Origin of the sequence: Croceibacterium soli (assembly GCF_009828065.1) — a bacterium.
GTDB classification, from domain to species: domain Bacteria; phylum Pseudomonadota; class Alphaproteobacteria; order Sphingomonadales; family Sphingomonadaceae; genus Croceibacterium_B; species Croceibacterium_B soli.
On sequence record NZ_WTYK01000004.1, the window covers coordinates 164,511 to 182,398 of the forward strand.

Annotated in this window: 19 protein-coding genes; 6 read left to right on the forward strand and 13 right to left on the reverse strand. The window is 69.1% G+C overall.

Translation table 11 applies throughout. The features are described 5' to 3' along the window. Window positions 1-5 precede the first annotated feature (5 nt). The 10 genes from GRI75_RS08480 to GRI75_RS08520 form a co-directional block, all read right to left on the reverse strand. Window positions 6-1,463 carry a UDP-N-acetylmuramoyl-tripeptide--D-alanyl-D-alanine ligase gene (locus GRI75_RS08480; protein ID WP_160746531.1) on the reverse strand — a complete coding sequence of 486 codons (1,458 nt, stop codon included), beginning with the start codon at window positions 1,461-1,463 and terminating at the stop codon, window positions 6-8. Then, entirely contained in the window at window positions 1,463-2,929 is a 1,467-nt protein-coding gene (locus GRI75_RS08485) for a UDP-N-acetylmuramoyl-L-alanyl-D-glutamate--2,6-diaminopimelate ligase (RefSeq protein WP_160746532.1), read from the reverse strand. The genes GRI75_RS08480 and GRI75_RS08485 overlap by 1 nt, the downstream gene beginning before the upstream one ends. Continuing rightward, the gene (locus GRI75_RS08490; RefSeq protein ID WP_160746533.1) at window positions 2,929-4,647 is read right to left on the reverse strand and encodes a peptidoglycan D,D-transpeptidase FtsI family protein; all 1,719 of its coding nucleotides are present in this window, start codon (window positions 4,645-4,647) and stop codon (window positions 2,929-2,931) included. The genes GRI75_RS08485 and GRI75_RS08490 overlap by 1 nt, the downstream gene beginning before the upstream one ends. After that, window positions 4,644-5,153: a hypothetical protein gene (locus GRI75_RS08495; protein WP_160746534.1), complete on the reverse strand. Its 510-nt coding sequence runs from the start codon at window positions 5,151-5,153 to the stop codon at window positions 4,644-4,646. Before GRI75_RS08495 ends, GRI75_RS08490 begins: the two co-directional genes overlap by 4 nt. Next, a complete protein-coding gene (rsmH, locus tag GRI75_RS08500; protein ID WP_328597952.1) occupies window positions 5,150-6,127 on the reverse strand; it encodes a 16S rRNA (cytosine(1402)-N(4))-methyltransferase RsmH in 978 nt (325 codons plus the stop codon). The genes GRI75_RS08495 and rsmH overlap by 4 nt, the downstream gene beginning before the upstream one ends. Then, window positions 6,124-6,621 (reverse strand): division/cell wall cluster transcriptional repressor MraZ, encoded by a 498-nt coding sequence (locus GRI75_RS08505; protein ID WP_160746536.1) that lies wholly within the window; start codon window positions 6,619-6,621, stop codon window positions 6,124-6,126. The genes rsmH and GRI75_RS08505 overlap by 4 nt, the downstream gene beginning before the upstream one ends. A 312-nt stretch (window positions 6,622-6,933) precedes the next feature. Further along, window positions 6,934-7,704 carry a motility-associated ABC transporter substrate-binding family protein gene (locus GRI75_RS08510; protein WP_160746537.1) on the reverse strand — a complete coding sequence of 257 codons (771 nt, stop codon included), beginning with the start codon at window positions 7,702-7,704 and terminating at the stop codon, window positions 6,934-6,936. Further along, the gene (locus GRI75_RS14440; protein ID WP_202389664.1) at window positions 7,679-8,014 is read right to left on the reverse strand and encodes a hypothetical protein; all 336 of its coding nucleotides are present in this window, start codon (window positions 8,012-8,014) and stop codon (window positions 7,679-7,681) included. The genes GRI75_RS08510 and GRI75_RS14440 overlap by 26 nt, the downstream gene beginning before the upstream one ends. A 24-nt stretch (window positions 8,015-8,038) precedes the next feature. Next, window positions 8,039-9,034 carry a cysteine synthase A gene (locus tag GRI75_RS08515; protein WP_160746538.1) on the reverse strand — a complete coding sequence of 332 codons (996 nt, stop codon included), beginning with the start codon at window positions 9,032-9,034 and terminating at the stop codon, window positions 8,039-8,041. Window positions 9,035-9,401: 367 nt separating this feature from the next. Next, window positions 9,402-9,719, reverse strand: a complete 318-nt coding sequence (locus GRI75_RS08520) for a 2Fe-2S iron-sulfur cluster-binding protein (RefSeq protein ID WP_160746539.1) — start codon at window positions 9,717-9,719, stop codon at window positions 9,402-9,404. A gap of 76 nt (window positions 9,720-9,795) precedes the next feature. On the opposite strand from GRI75_RS08520, the gene GRI75_RS08525 reads away from it, so the two are divergent. From GRI75_RS08525 to GRI75_RS08540, 4 genes are all read left to right on the forward strand, one after another. Beyond that, window positions 9,796-10,410 carry a DNA-3-methyladenine glycosylase family protein gene (locus GRI75_RS08525; RefSeq protein WP_160746540.1) on the forward strand — a complete coding sequence of 205 codons (615 nt, stop codon included), beginning with the start codon at window positions 9,796-9,798 and terminating at the stop codon, window positions 10,408-10,410. Between the two features lie 101 nt (window positions 10,411-10,511). Further along, window positions 10,512-12,473, forward strand: coding sequence for a S9 family peptidase (locus GRI75_RS08530; RefSeq protein WP_160746541.1), 1,962 nt, complete (start codon window positions 10,512-10,514; stop codon window positions 12,471-12,473). Between the two features lie 2 nt (window positions 12,474-12,475). Next, window positions 12,476-13,348 (forward strand): pirin family protein, encoded by an 873-nt coding sequence (locus GRI75_RS08535; protein ID WP_160746542.1) that lies wholly within the window; start codon window positions 12,476-12,478, stop codon window positions 13,346-13,348. A gap of 29 nt (window positions 13,349-13,377) precedes the next feature. Beyond that, a complete protein-coding gene (locus GRI75_RS08540) occupies window positions 13,378-14,091 on the forward strand; it encodes an SDR family NAD(P)-dependent oxidoreductase (RefSeq protein WP_160746543.1) in 714 nt (237 codons plus the stop codon). Window positions 14,092-14,312: 221 nt separating this feature from the next. Here GRI75_RS08540 and GRI75_RS08545 read toward each other — a convergent pair whose 3' ends face one another. Beyond that, window positions 14,313-14,603 carry a 4a-hydroxytetrahydrobiopterin dehydratase gene (locus GRI75_RS08545; RefSeq protein ID WP_160746544.1) on the reverse strand — a complete coding sequence of 97 codons (291 nt, stop codon included), beginning with the start codon at window positions 14,601-14,603 and terminating at the stop codon, window positions 14,313-14,315. Window positions 14,604-14,659: 56 nt separating this feature from the next. Between GRI75_RS08545 and ccmA the strand changes: the two genes are divergently transcribed. After that, complete coding sequence (gene ccmA / locus GRI75_RS08550; RefSeq protein ID WP_160746545.1) at window positions 14,660-15,244, forward strand: heme ABC exporter ATP-binding protein CcmA; 585 nt, start codon at window positions 14,660-14,662, stop codon at window positions 15,242-15,244. Next, window positions 15,241-15,900 (forward strand): heme exporter protein CcmB, encoded by a 660-nt coding sequence (locus GRI75_RS08555; protein ID WP_160746546.1) that lies wholly within the window; start codon window positions 15,241-15,243, stop codon window positions 15,898-15,900. Before ccmA ends, GRI75_RS08555 begins: the two co-directional genes overlap by 4 nt. 297 nt (window positions 15,901-16,197) lie before the next feature. Here GRI75_RS08555 and map read toward each other — a convergent pair whose 3' ends face one another. Beyond that, complete coding sequence (gene map / locus GRI75_RS08560) at window positions 16,198-17,025, reverse strand: type I methionyl aminopeptidase (protein WP_160746547.1); 828 nt, start codon at window positions 17,023-17,025, stop codon at window positions 16,198-16,200. Window positions 17,026-17,065: 40 nt separating this feature from the next. Continuing rightward, on the reverse strand, window positions 17,066-17,878 hold the full coding sequence (locus GRI75_RS08565) for a DUF4163 domain-containing protein (protein ID WP_160746548.1): 813 nt from the start codon (window positions 17,876-17,878) through the stop codon (window positions 17,066-17,068). Between the last annotated feature and the right edge of the window lie 10 nt (window positions 17,879-17,888).

Sequence of the window (17,888 nt, forward strand, 5' to 3'; positions counted from 1 at the left end):
GCCCGTCAGCCTTCCCTGGCGGCGAAGTGAGAAACCAGGCGCGCCAGACCTACGGAATTCGAGCCTTTGACGAGCACTGCGTCACCGCCAACCAGGCCGAATTCCTCGAGCGCGGCGATGGCCTCGCCCGGTCCTTCGCAATGGTCAAAGTCAAGCGCCTTGCCAAGCGGATTGTGTGCGGCTTTCCCCAGTTCCCGCGCGAGCGCGCTCATCTCGGGTCCCACTAGCACGGCATAATCGACGCCGGCTTCCGCGAGCGGCTCCGCCAGCTGCCCGTGGAAGGCGGGCGCGAAGTCGCCCAGTTCCTTCATGCTGCCGAGCACCGCGATGCGGCGCGAGGCCGGCGTATGCCCGAGCTGCGCCAGGGTCGCGCGCATTGAGGCGGGGTTGGCGTTGTAGCTTTCGTCGATGAGCAGCGCATGGCCGCCGGGCACGGCGACCCTGTGCCGCGCGCCGCGGCCCTTGAGCCCGCCCATCTCCGCGAGGGCTAGCCCGGCCGCGCCAAGGTCGCCGCCGGCGGCGAAGACTGCGCCCATCACGGCCAGCGAGTTGGCGATCCAGTGCTCGCCCGGCTCCGCCACCGTGTAGCACAGCCGCCGCTCCCCGAGTGCGGCGGTCACGAGCGATCCGCCGTTCGCCACCGGCACCGCATCGAGCAGGCGCACGTCGGCGTCGGCCGCCCTGCCGAACGAGAGGACCCTGGCGCCGACAGCTTCGGCCGCCTTGCGCAAGCGTCCGCTGTGCGGGCTGTCTGCAGGGATCACGGCGGTGCCGCCGGGCGTGAGGCCGGCGAAGATCTCCGCCTTGGCGTCGGCGATCGCCTCCTCGCTGCCGAGGTTCTCGATATGCGCCGGCGCGATGGTCGTGATGACGGCCACATGCGGGCGGACCTGCGCGGTCAACGCGGCGATCTCGCCGGCGTGGTTCATGCCCATCTCGAACACGCCGTATGCCGCGCGGCCCGGCATGCGCGCCAGGCTCAGCGGCACGCCGACATGGTTGTTGTAGCTCCGCACCGAACGGTGTGCCGCCCCGCGCGAGGAGCGCTCGAGCGCCACGAAGATCGCTTCTTTCACCCCGGTCTTGCCGACCGATCCGGTGACGCCGATCACCCGCGCCGCGCAACGCTCCCGCGCCGCGGCAGCCAGCGCGGCGAGCGCCTTCGTCGTGTCCTCGACCAGCACGTGCGGCCAGTCGACAGGGCGCTCCACGAGCGCGGCGGCGGCGCCTTTGGCGAAAGCCTTGTCGAGGAACGCGTGACCGTCGGTGCTCTCGCCCTTCAACGCGACGAACAAGTCGCCGGGGCGCACGTCGCGCGAATCCATCTCCACGCCCGAGACCTGGAACGGTCCGCTCGCGGTGCCGCCGACCGCATCGGCGATCTCCGCCGCGGTCCACAGCGCCAGGCCGTAGCTGTCCGCCGGCCGCGCGGGCCAGGCGAGGACCTTCTCGAGCGCACTCATCACTTGGCTCCTTCCGCGGCGGCGCATTCGCGCGCGACCGTAACGTCGTCGAACGGCAGGACTCGCATCGCCTCCCCGGCGCCGACGATCTGCCCTTGTTCATGCCCCTTCCCGGCGATGAGGACGATGTCCTCGCTGCCGGCCTCGGCGATCGCGGCGGCGATGGCCGCCCGGCGGTCGCCGATCTCGCGTGCCCGCGTGCCTGCGCCTTCCATGACCGCGGCGCGGATCGCCGCCGGATCCTCGCCGCGCGGATTGTCGTCGGTCACGATCACGATGTCCGAATACTCGGCCGCGACCTGCCCCATCGGGCCGCGCTTGCCCTTGTCGCGGTCGCCGCCGGCGCCGAACACGGTGATGAGGCGACCGGCGACATGCGGGCGCAATGCCGCGATCGCGGCGCCAAGGGCATCCGGCGTGTGCGCGTAATCCACATAAACCGGCGCACCGCCGGCGGTGATGACCGCCCGCTCGAGCCGTCCGCGCACCGGCTGCAGGCGGCCGATGGCGTCGACGACCCGCGCCGGATCTCCGCCGGTCGCGAGCACAAGCCCGGCAGCGGTAAGGGCATTGGCCACCTGGTACGCGCCGATCAGCGGCAGCATGATCGTGCAGTTCTCCCCGCCGATCTCGATCTCGAGCTCCTGCCCAAGCTGGCCCGGCTCGCAGCCGAGCAAGCGGATGTCGTCTCCGTGCTCGCCGACGGTGACCAGTTGCAGGCCCCGCTCGCGGACGACCTGGATCACCCGGCCCGACCACGCATCGTCGGCCCAAACCACGGCCGCGCCGCCCTCGCCCACGACTTCACCGAACAGCCGCATCTTGGCGGCGAAGTAGTCTTCCATGTCGGAATGGTAGTCGAGGTGATCGCGGCTGAGGTTGGTGAACGCCCCTGCGGCGACCGGCAGCCCTTCGTTGCGGTACTGGCTGAGCCCGTGGCTCGAAGCCTCGTAGGCGACGTGAGTCACGCCTTCACGCGCGAGCCCTGCCATGTTTGCCAGGAAAGTGACGATGTCGGGTGTGGTCAGCCCGGTGGAGACGCTCTCGTCCGGCGTGGTGACGCCGAGCGTGCCGATCGAGGCCGCGCGTTCGCCGCACATGCGCCAGATCTGCCGGGTCATCTCGACCGTGGAGGTCTTTCCGTTGGTGCCGGTGACGGCGACGATCATTTCCGGCACTGGGCGGAAGAACTGCGCGGCCAGGCGCGCGAAGGCCTTGCGCGGATTGGCATCCGCGATGTGCGCCGCCCCTTCCACTTGCGCCTCCGGACGGGCGACGACGGCGACTGCGCCGCCGCTGACCGCGGCCGCGATGAAGTCCTCGCCGTTCACCGCCGTGCCCTGGAAGGCGCCGAACACGTTGCCCGGTGCGACCTTGCGGTGATCGATCGCGAAGCCGGTCACGGCCGCGTCGGCCGCCGGGCCCGCGTCCAAGCCGACAGCGGCGGCAAGCGCCCCGAGCAGCATCAGTCCTTCCCGCCGACCAGCGGCTTGAGATCGCTGAGGTCGATGTCGCGGCCCTCGTCCGGCAGCACGCCCAGCATCGGGCCGATCCGCGGAACGAGGCGGCCGACGATCGGCGCGGCGTTCCACGCCGCGGTGCGCTGATAGGAGCTGGCCGCGGTGCCCTTCGGCTCGTCGAGCATGATGATCACGACATAGCGCGGCTTGTCCATGGGGAAGGCCGCGGCGAACGTGGAGACCAGGGTCGTGCGCTGGTAGCCGCCGGCGCCCGGCTTCTCGGCGCTGCCGGTCTTGCCGCCGACGCGGAAGCCCGGCGCGTCGGCATTGCGGCCGGTGCCGTAGACGGTGATCATCCGCAGCAGCTGGTTCATGCGCGCGCTGGTGCTGGCCTTGAACACCTGCCGCCCGCGCGCCTCGTGCCCCGGCTTGACCTTCAGCAGAGTGGCCGGGCGCCAGGTGCCGCCGTTGACCATCGCCGCATAGGCACTGGCGAGGTGGAGCGGAGTCACCGCGATGCCGTGGCCGTAACCGACCGTCACGCCGCGCAGCAACGGCCAGTTGCCGCCCGGCCAGATCGGGAAGCCGCGCGCCGGCAGTTCGACATAGGGCCGCTCGTTCATGCCCAGGTCGACCATCGTCTGCTTGAGGCGTTTCGTGCCGAGATCCTCGACGATGTGGGCCGTCACCACGTTGGACGAGTAGATCAGCATCTCGGGCACGTTGAGCGAGGAGCCCTTCGGCTTCAGGTCCTTGATCGTGTAGCCGCTGATTCGGTACGGCGTCGCGGAATAGCGGCGCGACAGATCGGTAACCGCCCCCGCATCGATCGCCGCCGCCACGGTGAGCGGCTTGAAGGTGGAGCCGAGTTCGTAGACCTGGTTGGTCACCCGGTTGAACATGTTGCCCTGGCCTTCGGCATCGATCTTGTTCGGATCGAACGCCGGCAGCGATGCGAGCGCGAGCACTTCGCCGCTGTCCACGTCCAGCACGACCCCCGCCGCGCCGATCGCGTCGACCATGCGCATGCCGCTGGCGAGTTCGTCCTCCAGCGCGCCCTGCACCCGCAAGTCGACCGACAGCGCCGCCGGCTTGCCGCGCTGCGCCGGATCCAGAAGGCGCTCGTCGAGGAACGCCTCCATGCCGACGCGGCCGTGCCCGTCTGCGGCGACATAGCCGAGCACGTGCGCGCCGAGCTTGCCTTGCGGATAGTGGCGGTCGGTCTCCGCCGGCGTTTCCAGCGCCAGTTCGCCGATCGCGTTCACCCGGTTCACTTCTTCGGGCAGAACGCGCCGCCGCAAGTAGGCGGGTTTGCCGGCCGCGAGGATGCGGGTCGTTTCGGCAACGTCGAGATCCGGGAAAATCGCCTTCAGCTGGGCGACGACGTCCGGCAGCGGCTTGACCAGCGGCGTGCCGCCGTCACCCAGAGCGTCGGGGTTGAACCAGAGGGCATAGGCGGGGAAGGCGCGCGCCAGCGGCGTGCCGTTGCGGTCGGTAATCTCGCCGCGCGGCGGCAGCAGCGCCTGGGCCATCGAATGCTCGGCCGGCGCCGGCTGGACCACGCCGAGCCAGGCGACCCGCAGCAGCGCCGCGAGCGCCACCAGCGCGAACCCGCCGCCGAGAAGCAGCATACGCAGCTGCGCGGTCAGCAACTGGCGCCGGCGGATGTCGACCAGTCTGATGCGCGATGGAGCGAAGCCGGCGCTGAAGGTCAGCGCATTCATTCGCCAACGTTCCCGACCGCCGCGGCGAGCGGGATGCGCAAGGCACCGGCGGTATCGCCCGCGCTGAGCGCCACGCGGTGAACCTCAGGCTCGAGCAGTTCCGGGTCCACCGGCTTGCCGGTGAGCGGCGACACGAACTTCGGGAACGGCGGTGCTTCGTCCCCGGCGGTCAGGCTGGCCACGCGGATCGGTTCCGGCGCACCCGGCAGGCGCGGCGTGCCGAAGCGGGCCAGCTGGCGTTCGTTCTCGAGGAACTGCCGCGCCTTGGGCGCGGTGTAGCCGAACTCGACCCGGTTCCAGCGGGCGAGCTGTTCCTGGCTGGCGCGCGTGGCGAATTCGGTCTCGAGCAGCAGCTTCTCGTCCTCCAGCTGAACGATCCGACGTTCGGCGTTGACGACTTCGCTCTGCACGGCGTGCACCTTCAGGTGAAGCCCCAGGTAGCACAGTGTGCACAGCGCCAGCGCCGCGATCCAGCCAACTCTGCGCAGACGGGCCTGGGTGCTCATGCGGCTTCCCCTCGATGGTGCCGGGCCGGAGCCGCGGTGCGAATGGCGGCGCGCAGGGTGGCCGAGCGGGCGCGCGGGTTGCGGGCGGTTTCTGCGTCGGATGCGCGAATGGCCTTGGACAGGCGCGCGAACGTCGGCGCCGGTCCGCCGCGGGTGTCCGGCAAATGGCGCGAAGTGCCGGCCTGCGCTCCGGCCGCCTCGCGCAGGAAGCGCTTCACGATCCGGTCTTCCAGGCTGTGGAAGCTCACCACGGCCAGGCGGCCACCTTCCCGCAGCAGCGCCTCGGCGGCGGAAAGTCCTTCCGCCAGCTCTTCCAATTCGGCGTTCACGTGGATGCGCACCGCCTGGAAGCTGCGGGTCGCTGGGTCCTTCGGCGCGCCGGCGCGGTAGCCGAGCGCCTTGCGCACGACCCGGGCAAGATCGCCGGTCGTCTCCAGCGGACGGGCGGCGACGATCGCGCGGGCGACGCGGCGGCTCTGGCGCTCCTCCCCGTAGAGGTAGAGCACGTTGGCGATATCTTCCTCGCGCGCAGAGTTGAGGAAGTCGGCCGCGGACTCGCCTTCCTGGCTCATGCGCATGTCGAGCGGGCCGTCGGCCGAGAATGCGAAACCCCGCCCGGCCTGGTCGAGCTGCATGGAGGAGACGCCGATATCCATCGTCACGCCGTCGACCCGCGCAACGCCCGCCTCGGTCATGGCGGAGAGCATCTCGGAGAAGCGGCGGTGATGGAGCACCAGCCGCGGCGGCTCCTCGCTCGCCTCAGCCCAGCGGCGGCCGGCGGCGATCGCATCGGGGTCGCGGTCGAAAGCATGCACCGTGGCGCCCGCGTCGAGGATCGCGCGCGTGTAGCCGCCCGCGCCGAACGTGGCGTCGACGATCACGTCGCCGGGCTGCGGATCCAGAGCGGCGATCACCTCGTCGAGGAGGACGGGGATGTGCGGCGTCCGTTCGCCCTGAGCTTGTCGAAGGGTCACTTCTTGCGCCCCTTCGCGGTGTCGGCGGCCAGCTTGCGGCATGCGGCCTGCGGACCTTCCCAGCCCGCGCCCATTCCGTAGAGCTCTTCGGGGCTCCACAGAGTGAAGAACTCGCCGGCACCGTGGAAGAACACCTCGTCCCGCAAATTCCCCAACTCGGCTAGGTGGTCGGGCAGGACGAAGCGGCCGCTGGAGTCGAACGGGATCTGCTCGAAGCCCCAGAGCTGCATCGAGCGCAAGTCGCGGTCGTATTCCTTGCTCAGCCGGGTGGCGCGCTCTTCCTCGCGGTCGAGGTATTCCTCGAACCGTTCGGTGCGGGAAAGGCCGAAGCCGGTCAGGCATTTCCAGCGGTCATGCTTGGCGATGCACAGCACGCGCTCGCCCGCGCTGGAGTCGGTCACCGCCTTGCGGAAGGCCGAAGGCAGCGCGAGGCGGTTCTTCTCGCCGCGAAGCGAGAAGCCCTGTCCGCTGTATCCGTTCGGCCGATCCGCCACTTACCCCGGTCCCCCGCCCTCTGGTCGGTTGCTACTGCGCCGGAACAAATCTTCCCCGTTCGGCCGCGCATGAGCGCGGCCCGGCCATCCCACTTCGGGATGCAATACGGGCGATTTGTCCGATGGACTGACTATCTATCGCGGGCAGGCCGGGGATGGAAGGGGAAATTAGGGGATCGGTCGCGAATTTTGCGCTTTATCGTGGATATAGCGGCAGTTCCGACGAGAGCGACGCAACTCTCCGCCGGGCCGTCAGCCTCGCTCGAAGTGTGGAATCGGCAGCGACTCGCAGGCCTTGCGGCTGCGGACCCGCTATTCTCCCGCGATTTCCCCGGATCCGGCGAACGCCAGTTGCGCCAGCCGGCCCAGGGCGGGTCCGGCGAGCGGACTCGGCTCGTGCAGGTCGAGCATCGCGGCATCGGCCAAGATCGTCGCATGACCGCGGCCGAGGGCGCAGCGGGCCAGCAGGCCCTCGGCGGAGAGGGCACATCCCTCGTCGCCGGCAAGCGTGAACTGGCCAGGCAGGTTGACCGGCACGGCGAGGTCCCCGTCCCGCGCCACACGCGTGCCGAGCGGCTGGTCGTCTGCGAATTGCAGCGCCAGGCCCCAGTGGTTCAGGATCGGCGACAACAGCACCACGTCTTGCGGCCGCCGCCGATCGCCCAGGCCGAACTCCGAATGACCGGTCATCATCGGATCGGCGAACAACAGCAGTTGCCCCCCGCCCCGCACCCAGGCGTCTAGCGCCACGTTCTCCTCCCCGCTCAGCGGCCGCGGCTGGGCCAGCAGGAGCCGGTCGAGCCCGGCCAGCGCCGCTTCGTCGAGGTAGGCGATCGGGCGCAGTTCGTATTCGCGCTCCAGCTCCGCGCGCGCCCAGTGCGCCTCCGCGGCGCCGCCGATCAGATCGCCGAACTGCTCAGCCTCGCCCCAATAGATCGGGATCGTACCCATCAGGCCGAGCGGCGCCCTCGGTTGCTGCGCCTGCGCCTGCGTCTGGGGCTCGACTTGCGCCACCGCCGGAGGGCCGAGGAACAGCAGCGCAGTGGCCAGAGCGGCCTTAATCGCCTTGTGCAGGGAGGGCATCGAGAACGATCGGTGGGGAAGGCTCGGGCTGTACCGTCGGCGCCGGCTGCACCACTTCCGGCGCCACCCCGGCATCGGCCAGGGGATCGCTCGCCTCGGGGGTCTTGCTGGGCGCGACCGTAGACGCGGCTTCCGGCACGGTGCCGGCTTCGGTCTGCTCGGCACGGTCGATGACGATATTGGCGAGACCGACCAGCAGCACCATCGCGCCGAGGCCGAACACACCAATCTGCAGGCGCTGCAGCGCCTGTGCGCGCGTGCCGGATAGCGGCGCGGTATAGACCTGCTCGTCCTGGGGTTCGCTGACCATGAGGGGGACTCTAGCGGGCGGAGATTAACGCAGCCAGTCGAAAACCGGCAAGCCCTTCGCCTTCAGCCATTCGGCGTTGTAGAGCGTCGAGAGATAGCGGAAGCCGGTGTCGCAAAGGATCGTCGCCACGCGGCTGCCTTTGCCGAGCTGCCGCCCGAGCGCGACCGCGCCGGCCACGTTGATCCCGCTCGACAGGCCGAGGCACAGCCCTTCCTCCTTGAGCAGGCGGCCGACCCATTCGAGCCCTTCCTCGTCAGAGATGCGGAACTGCGTATCGACCGGCGCGCCTTCCAGGTTCGCCGTGATGCGGCCCTGGCCGATGCCCTCGGCCACCGAGTTGCCTTCGGACTTGAGCTCCCCATTGGCGTAGTATTCGTAAAGCGCCGCGCCGTGGGGATCGGTCAGCGCGATGCAGATCTTCTCGTCGAAGCCCTTGAGGCCGAGGCCCACCCCCGCCAGCGTGCCACCGGTGCCGACGGCGCAGGTGAAGCCGTCGATCCGCCCGTCCATCTGCGCCCAGATTTCCGGCGCGGTGCTTTCCACGTGCGCGCGGCGGTTGGCGACATTGTCGAACTGGTTGGCCCAGATCGCGTTCGGCGCCTCTTCCGCCAGGCGGCGGCTGGTGTGCACGAAGTGCCCGGGGTTCTTGTACGGTGCCGCGGGGACGGTCACCAGCTCCGCGCCGAGCGCGCGCAGCGTATCCATCTTCTCGCGGCTCTGCGTCTCGGGCATGACGATGATCGTCTTGTAGCCGAGTGCATTGGCGACCAGCGCCATGCCGATCCCGGTGTTGCCGGCGGTCCCTTCCACAATCGTGCCGCCGGGCTGCAGCTCGCCCCGCGCCTCCGCATCGCGCACGATCCACAGCGCCGCGCGGTCCTTCACCGAAGCGCCGGGATTGGCGAATTCGCACTTGCCCCAGATCTCGCAGCCCGCCGCCTCGCTCGGGCCCTTGAGGAGAACGAGCGGGGTGTTGCCGATGAGGTCGAGCGTGCCGGAAAGCGCCTTGGGTGCCGTCATGCGATGAGGGACTAAGCGGCACAAAGCGCCATCGCAACGCAAATGCGCTTGTTGCAGGTGAAATCGGTCTTGCCGTGGTTCACGCGGAGATGCAGAGATTTTTGCGCTCGCAGAGGCGCAGAGGCGCGGAGGGGATGCTGCAATCATAGCCCCCTCCTCTGAAAAAAGGGGCGATTGATCTCACGCAACTGCGCGAAGGCGCGAAGTTTCCTGCGGCGAAGCCGCAATCCGAACATGCGAGCTATGCGGAGTGCAGCGCCCGTCAGCCGCGCTTGCTCTTAGCGCCTTCGCGCCTTTGCGTGAGAAAAGATCCTCTGCGCCTCCGCGCCTCTGCGAGCGCATAAACAATCCCGGCGCCCCGCTGCGACTAGTCTTCCTGGGCGATCGTGACCTTCAGCCCGTCGAGGTCCGCGGTGAAGGGGATCTGGCAGCCGAGGCGCGAGTACTCGTTGCGGTCGCCGCTCGAATCGAGCAGGTCGTCCTCGTCCTCGCTGATCGGCGGGAGCATGCCGAAGAACTCCGGGTCGACGTGGACGTGGCAGGTCGCGCAGCTGCAGCAGCCGCCGCACAGCGCCAGAAGCTCGTCGAAGCCGTTGTCCCGGATCGCTTCCATCACGGTCAGCCCGTCGATGGCCTCGACGGCCCGTTCCTCGCCTGCGCGGTTGACGACGATCAGCTTGGGCATGGTGTGCGGGTCCCCTATGGCGTGTTCGGCCGCGGCTGCTAGGCAATCGGGCAAGTCTTGGCAAGCGAGGGACAAGATGGGACTGACCGCCGAACAGATCAACGCCGGGCTCGATGCGGTCGCCGCGCGTGAACCGGCGATCGCCCGCGCCTTGCAGCTTGCCGGCTACCCGGAGCCGCGCATTCGCGAGCGCGGCTACCGCACGCTGCTGCGCACGATCGTTGGCCAGCAGGTCAGCGTCGCCGCCGCCGCCAGCGTTTGGAACAAGCTCGAAGCGGCGCTGGGCGAAGTCACCCCCGAAGCCTTGCTGGCCGCCGACTTCGACGCGCTGCGCGCTTGCGGCCTCTCGCGCCAGAAGCAGGGCTATGCGCGGTCACTGTGCGAGCTGGTCGCCAGCGGGGAGCTCAACCTGGAGAACCTGCCGGCCGACGACGAGGAAGCGATCGCCGAGCTCGTCCGCATCAAGGGCATCGGCCGCTGGTCGGCGGAGATCTACCTGCTGTTCGCTGAAGGGCGGCAGGACATCTGGCCCGCCGGAGACCTCGCGGTGCAGATCGGCCTCGGCAAGATCCTCGGCTGGCCGGAGCGGCCGTCGGAGAAGGAGATCCGCGCGGCAGCCGAGGACTGGCGGCCGCACCGGGGCGCAGTCACGCTGCTGACCTGGCACTGCTACAACAACGCCGCGCTCTGACACGCGCGGGCTTGGTTAAAGCCGCCAGGACCCCAATGTAGGGCCGGCCACGATGCCGCCCGCCTGGGCAGCGCACCACAACGACTACGAGGAACGCCCGAATGATCGAAGCCGCCGTTCTCCCCTCCGCCGCGACGCGCGTCCAGGACGTTCCGATGATCCCCCGCACGGCCCTGTTCGGCAACCCGACCCGCTCCGGCGCGCAGATCAGCCCGGACGGGCGCTGGCTCGCCTGGATGGCGCCGCACGAGGAGGTGATGAACGTCTGGATCGCGCCGGTCACCGACCCGGGTGCCGCGCGGCGCATGACCAGCGCCACGGAGCGGCCGATCCCGAGCTACTTCTTCGCCCCGGATTCGCGCAGCCTGCTCTACGTGCAGGACAAGGCGGGCGACGAAAACTACCTGCTCTACCAGGTCGACATCGACAGCGGGGACGAGCGCAGCCTCACGCCGTTCGAGAACACCCGCGTGCAGATCGTCGGGTTCTCGCACGCGATCAAGGACAAGGCGCTCGTCGGCCTCAACGACCGCGACCCGCGGCACCACGACATCCACTTGCTCGATCTTACCAGCGGCGCGCTGGAGCTGGTGCTGCAGAACGAAGGCTACGCCGGTTTCCTGGCCGACGACACCCTGACGCTGCGCTGGGCGCTGCGGCAGAACGCGGCCGGCGGGAACGACATGTTCGAGATCACGGACGGGCGGATCGCCGAAACGCCGCGCGAGAGCACCGGCCTGGAAGACGCGCTCAGCACCACCGTCGCCGGCTACACGGCCGACGGGAAGACGCTCTACTGGATCGACTCCCGCGGGCGGAATACCGCCGCGATCTTCGCCGAGAACACCGAGACCGGCGAGCGCAGGCTCATCGCCGAGGATGAACGTGCCGACATCGGCGGGACCATGCAGCACCCGCTGACGGGCGAGATCGAGGCATACTCGGTCAATTACCTGAAGCGCGAGTGGGTCGCGCTGGAGCCTGACATCGAACAGGCGCTCGCCTTCCTGCGCGAGCGGCTGGAGGGCGAGTTCGGCGTCCAGTCCCGCACCGACGCCGACGACAAGTGGATCATCGGCCACGACCCGCTGACCGGCCCGACCCGCACGCTGATCTACGACCGTGTCGCCGGCACGCTGGAGGAATTCTACGTCTCCCGACCGGAGCTCGAAGGCGCGCCGCTGCAGCCGATGCACGCGCTGGAGATCCCCGCGCGCGACGGCCTGGCCCTGCCGAGCTACCTGACCCTGCCGCCGGGCAGCGATGCGGAAGGAAGGGGCGTGCCCAGGGCGCCGGTGCCGATGGTGCTGCTGGTCCACGGCGGCCCCTGGGCCCGCGACGCATACGGCTTCAACCGCTCCCACCAGTGGCTCGCCAACCGCGGCTACGCCGTGCTCAGCGTCAACTTCCGCGGCTCGACCGGGTTCGGCAAGGCGTTCGTCAACGCGGCGAACCTGGAGTGGGGCGCCAGGATGCATGACGACTTGATCGACGCCGTCGAATGGGCGGTCGCCCAGGGCATCGCCGAACGCGACAAGATCGCGATCATGGGCGGCAGCTACGGCGGTTACGCCACGCTCGTCGGCCTGGCCTTCACGCCGGAGGTGTTCGCCTGCGGGGTGGACATCGTCGGCCCGTCCAACCTCGAGACCCTGCTCGAGACCATCCCGCCTTACTGGGAGCCGCTGGTGAGGCAGTTCCACGAGCGCATGGGCAATCCCGAGAAGCCCGAAGGCAAGCAGCTGCTGATCGACCGCAGCCCGCTCCACAAGGCGGACCGGATCTGCCGCCCGCTGCTGATCGGCCAGGGCGCCAACGACCCGCGCGTCAAGCAGTCGGAAAGCGACCAGATCGTGGAAGCGATGCAGAAGCACGGCATCCCGGTCACCTATGTCGTCTTCCCGGACGAGGGCCACGGTTTCCACCGGCCAGAGAACAACATCGCCTTCAACGCGATCACCGAGAACTTCCTCGCGACGGTGCTCGGCGGACGGGCCGAGCCGATCAGCGGCGAAGTGGAACGTTCGACCGCGCAGATCGTCACGGGCGCGGAGCTGCTCTAGCCATGCGAACCGTCACCGCCATCCACTCGGCCTACCGCGACGACATCGCCGACCTGGTGACCCGCCGTCCCCTGCCCGGCCCGGCCGTGCCGCAGGTCGACCCGTTCCTGTTCCTCAACCACCACGGGCCGCAGGTCTATCCGCCGAACAACGGCGGCCTGCCCTTCGGCCCGCACCCGCATCGCGGGTTCGAGACGGTGACCTTCATCCTCGAAGGCAATCTCGCGCATTACGACAGCGGCGGGCACGCTAGCGTGATCGAAGCCGGCGGGGTGCAGTGGATGACCGCCGGGTCGGGCCTGATCCACGCCGAAGTCTCCCCGCCGGAGTTCAAGCGCAGCGGCGGTCCGCTCGAGATCCTGCAGCTGTGGGTGAACCTGCCGTCACGCCTGAAGATGACCGGCCCCCGCTATTCGGGCGTGCAGAAGGACGCGATACCGTCAGTGCCGCTGCCCGGTGGCGGCGGTGAGCTGGAGCTGGTCTCGGGCACGTTCGAGGGCGTGCAGGGACCGATCCAGTCGCTCACCGGCGTGTTCATGTCGGTCGTGCGCCTGCGGCCAGGCGGCCGGGCCGAGCTGCCTGCGCCGCAGGGCCGATCCGTGTTCCTCTATGCCGCGCGCGGCGCGGTGGACGTCGCGGGCACTGCAGTGGAGCCGTGGCACCTAGTCGAACTGTCCGACGGCGAAGGCGTTGCGGTTCAGGCCAGCGGCGAAGAGGCCGTTCTGCTGTTCGGCCATGCCGACCCCATCGACGAGCCGGTCGTCTCCCACGGGCCGTTCGTGATGAACACCGAAGCGGAAATTCACCAGGCGATACTCGACTATCAGGCCGGCAAGTTCGAAGGCGAAAGCAAGCTGCCGGAAGTGGGCCGCTAAGCTACATCGAAGGGGGGGGAATGGCTGGAATGGCAGTTCGCAGGACGATCTTCGTAACCGGCGGCGGTTCCGCCATAGGTCGGGCGATCGCACAGCGCTTCGCACGCGAAGGCTGGTTCGTCGGCCTCGGCGACACCGACGAGGCGGCGATGGAGGAGACCGAAACCCTGCTGCCCGGCGGGTTCACCTACTGCCAGCCGCTCGACGTGTCACAGCGGAGCGAGTGGGAGGAGGCGCTGCGGATCGTCGCCCGCGCCTCCGGCGGGCGGATCGACGTCCTGGCGAACTGCGCCAGGCAGCCGGCGGAAGGCTCATTCGCCGAACAAGCGCCGGAGAAGATCGACCGGGACCTGGACATCGCCTTGCGCGGCACAATCAACGGCGCGCAGGCGGCCTACCCCTGGCTCAGGGATACCGCGCCGGGATCGTGCCTGCTCAACATCGGCATCGCGGCGGGCCTTTACGGAATGCCCGGCCAGGCGCTTGCCGGCGTAACCAGCGCGGGGCTGCGCTCGCTGACCGAATCGCTCGACGCCGAGTGGGCGAGCGCGGGAGTCAGCGCGCGCTCGGTCATGATGGACCCGAGCGACACGAGCGTGGAGGACGTGGCCGAGGCCGCCTGGCAGGCCGTTCACGGCAACCGGCTCCACCACCTCGCCGGCAAGACCGCCCGCAAGCTGCTCTTTTTGGGCCGGTGGGCGCCCAATGCGCTGCGCCGCTTCGCGCGGACCATGGCGAGCTAGCAGGGAGAGCTCGCGAGGGCCGCGCTACGCCCTTCGACAAGCTCAGGGCGAACGGGGTTAATATCGGCGCGCGACTTCGCTGCCCAGCTAAGCTTGTCCCAACACCACCTCCCGTTCGGGCTGAGCTTGTCGAAGCCCGCAGGCGCGGCGCTGCCGCCCTTCGACAGGCTCAGGGCGAACGGACCTTTGTGGGGATCCACCTGAACTTCGTGGGGGTTCACCTAAAGCAGCGCGTCGATCGCCGCGGCCATGTCGACGTCGCGCTGCGAGAGGCCGCCGGCGGCGTGGGTGGTCAGGGTGATCTCGACCCGGTTGTAGACGTTCGACCACTCAGGATGGTGATCGCGCTTTTCGGCAACCAGGGCGACGCGGGTCATGAAGGCGAACGCCTCGCCGAAGCCGCGAAACTTGAACTGGCGGACGAGCGCCAGCTTGTCGTCGCGCAAGGACCATTCGGGAAGCCCCAGAAGAGCCTGGTCGCGTTCGGCGTCGGTCAGTTGCGGCACGGCCATCGCTGGTCTCCCTGGAGGATTGTCGGTCACCGTTCCTTGGCCTAACGCGCTTGCGGATGGAAGGGTGCCGCCTCTCGGTGAACGATCTCGCCTGCCGCCGGGGCGACCGGCTGCTGTTCAGCGGCCTCGGCTTTTCGCTTGTGCCCGGCGACGCCCTGCAGATCGCCGGCCCCAACGGCACCGGCAAGTCGAGCCTGCTGCGGATCCTGGCGGGGCTGCTCCGGCCCTTCGCGGGGACAGTCGAACGTACGGGCGCGGTCGCGCTGCTCGACGAACGCCCTGCGCTCGACGAGCACCTGCCCCTCGGCCAGGCGTTCGACTTCTGGAAGCGGGTCGACGGCGGCGGTTACCGGGCCGAGGAACTTGCCGCCCTCGGCCTCGCCGACCTGCTCGACGTCCCGGTCCGCTTCCTCTCGACCGGCCAGCGCAAGCGCGCCGCGTTTGCCCGGCTGAAGGCGCAAGGCACGCCGATCCGGCTGCTGGACGAGCCGCTGAACGGCCTCGATACGGCGGCCGCCTCGACTTTGCTCGAAGACACTGCCGCGTTCTGCGCGAGCGGCGGCATCGCGGTCATCGCATCCCACCAGCCGTTCGCCCTCGCCGGGCTCAGGCAGCTCGACCTATCGGAGTTCGCGTCTTGAGCGCGCTCCTGACCATCCTGCGCCGCGACCTGGCGCAGATGTTCGGCGGCGGGCGCCGTGGCGGTGCAATCCTGCCGGTGCTGTTCTTCCTGGCGGTGGCGATGCTGTTCCCGTTCGCGGTCGGGCCCGATCCGGTGCTGCTGGCGCGCGCCGGCGGCGGAGTGATCTGGGTCGCCGCGCTGCTCGCGGCGATCCTGCCGCTCGACCGGCTGCTGGCGCCTGACTTGGAGCAGGGTCTGTTTGATCAGTTCGCCTTGCGGGGGATCGCTGAAGAGGCTGTCGTCGCCGTGCGCCTGCTCGCCCACTGGCTGAGCTTCGGGCCGCCGCTGATGATCGCCGCCGTGCCCGCCGCGGCGCTGCTCGGGATCGAGGGGGAGACCCTGCGGCTGGTTGAGCTGGGGCTGCTGGCGGGTACGCCCGGCCTCGCTGCTATTGGGCTGATTATCGCCGCGCTGACGGTGTCGCTGCGCGGTGGGGCAGCGCTGGGCGGATTGCTGCTCGTGCCGTTGGCTGTGCCGCTGCTGATCTTCGGCGCGGGGGCGCTGTCGACGGGTGGCGAGGCTGGGCTGGCGCTGACTGCAGCGATCAGCTTGCTGCTGTGTGCGATTGCGCCGTTCGCCGGGGGGGCGGCGATCAGGGCCGTGCGAGAGGGGTGAGGGGGGCTAGGCGCGCCGGCCCTCCCCTCATCCAACTACGGCTAGGCGACAAGTCGCCAAGCCTTCGTATCCTTCTCCCACCAGTGGGAGAAGAAGTTAGGGTCTGAAGTCGGCGCCCGGAGCAAACTCCTTCTCCCACCAGTGGGAGAAGAAGGTAGGGCTCGGAGCAACTCCCTCTCCTCACGAGTGAGCGAAGAAGTTGGGGTCCGGAGCGAAATTCCTTCTCCCACTGGTGGGAGAAGGATAGCGCAGCTTGCGAGCGCAGCGAGCTAGCGGAGCTTGGATGAGGGCCGTCGCCTAGTAGTAAGGCGGCCGGTCCAACCCCTTGGGACTGGCGGTAAAGATCTCACACCCATCCTCGGTAATCCCGATCGAATGTTCGAACTGGGCCGAGAGGCTCTTGTCGCGAGTGACTGCGGTCCAGCCGTCGCTGAGCAGCTTCACCGGCGCCTTGCCGAGGTTGATCATCGGCTCGATCGTCATGAACATGCCGGGCCGTAACTCGGGGCCGGTTCCCGCCTTGGCGGCGTGGACCACTTCGGGCGCATCGTGGAACAGGCGGCCGAGGCCGTGGCCGCAGAATTCGCGTACGACGCCGTAGCGGAACTGTTCGGCATGGGCCTGGATCGCCGCGCCGATGTCGCCCAGTCGCGCGCCCGGCTTCGCCTGCTCGATGCCGATCATCAGGCACTCGTAGGTCACATCGACCAGCCGCTTGGCCTTCAGCCCGACGTCGCCGACCAGGTACATGCGGCTGGAATCGCCGTGCCAGCCGTCGAGCAGCGGGGTCACGTCGATGTTGACGATGTCGCCGTCCTTCAGCCGCTTGTCCGATGGGATGCCGTGGCACACGACGTGGTTGATCGAGATGCAGCAGCTATGCGTGTAGCCGCGGTAGCCGAGCGTGGCGGGCACGCCGCCGGCGTCGAGCGTCATCTCGCGGACCACGCGGTCGAGCTCCTCGGTCGAGACGCCGGGCTCCACGCGCAGGGCCATCTCGTCGAGGATTTCCGCCGCGAGCCTGCCGGCTGCGCGCATGCCGTCGAAGCCCTCGGGCCCGTGGAGCTTGATGGTGCCGTCGCGCAGGACGGTTTCGGTGCCGGTGACGTGCTGGTATTCGGTCATCACCGCCATGTAGCGATCCGACGGCGGGATTGCGAGGCCCTCAGCGCGCGATCGAGAACGCCGGCCGGAAAGCCGGCTTCACGGCGTCTAGGATCGCCTGGTCCACCGGAAACTCCAGTTCGAAACTTCCTTCCGCATAGGGACCCGCGACGTAAGGGCCGAACCACACGGTGATGCGGTTAAAGGTCCTTCCGTTCGAGGAACCGGCCACGACCGTGGCATCCTCGACCCCGACGCAGCGGTCGAACTCCTCGTCGCTGCCCTCCGGGACCGGCTCGCCGCGCCGCTCCTTGCGTTCGCGGTTGAGCGCTTCGCACAGGCGCTCGCCGAGCGCGCGGTCGAGCGCCTCGGTCGAGTTGAACAGTTCCGCCGCCGGAAAGCCGCGGCCGACCTGCTTGTCCCACACGAGCGAATCGAGGCCGTACATTCCGTGGGCACCGCCGGTGTAGGAGGAGAACCCGCCCGACAGACTCAGCCAGTTCGGCAGGTCGGAGACCACCTTCCACTCCTTGGAGAAGGAATAGGCGTTGTACGGGAAGCCGCTGTCCTCGGCCTGCTCCATGCCCTCGCGGGCGCTGGCGATCAGTTCCTTCTTCCGCCCGGCCAGCTCGGCGTCGAGCTGCCGGCGCAGCGCGGGGATTTCTCCAGCCTCGGCCGGATAGGAATATTCGAAGCTGTAGAGCTCGCTTTCCTCGTCGACCGACTTGGCGCCGCCTTCTTCCTCCGCCGTGGCCGTGGCGGTTGCAGCGGGGGTCGCCGAATCGGCGGGCAGTTGCTCTTCCGTGGTCCCGTCACCGTTCGAGCACGCGGCGACAGCCAGCAGTGCGAGCGGCAAGAGAGGGCGAAACGGCATTGGATTTCTC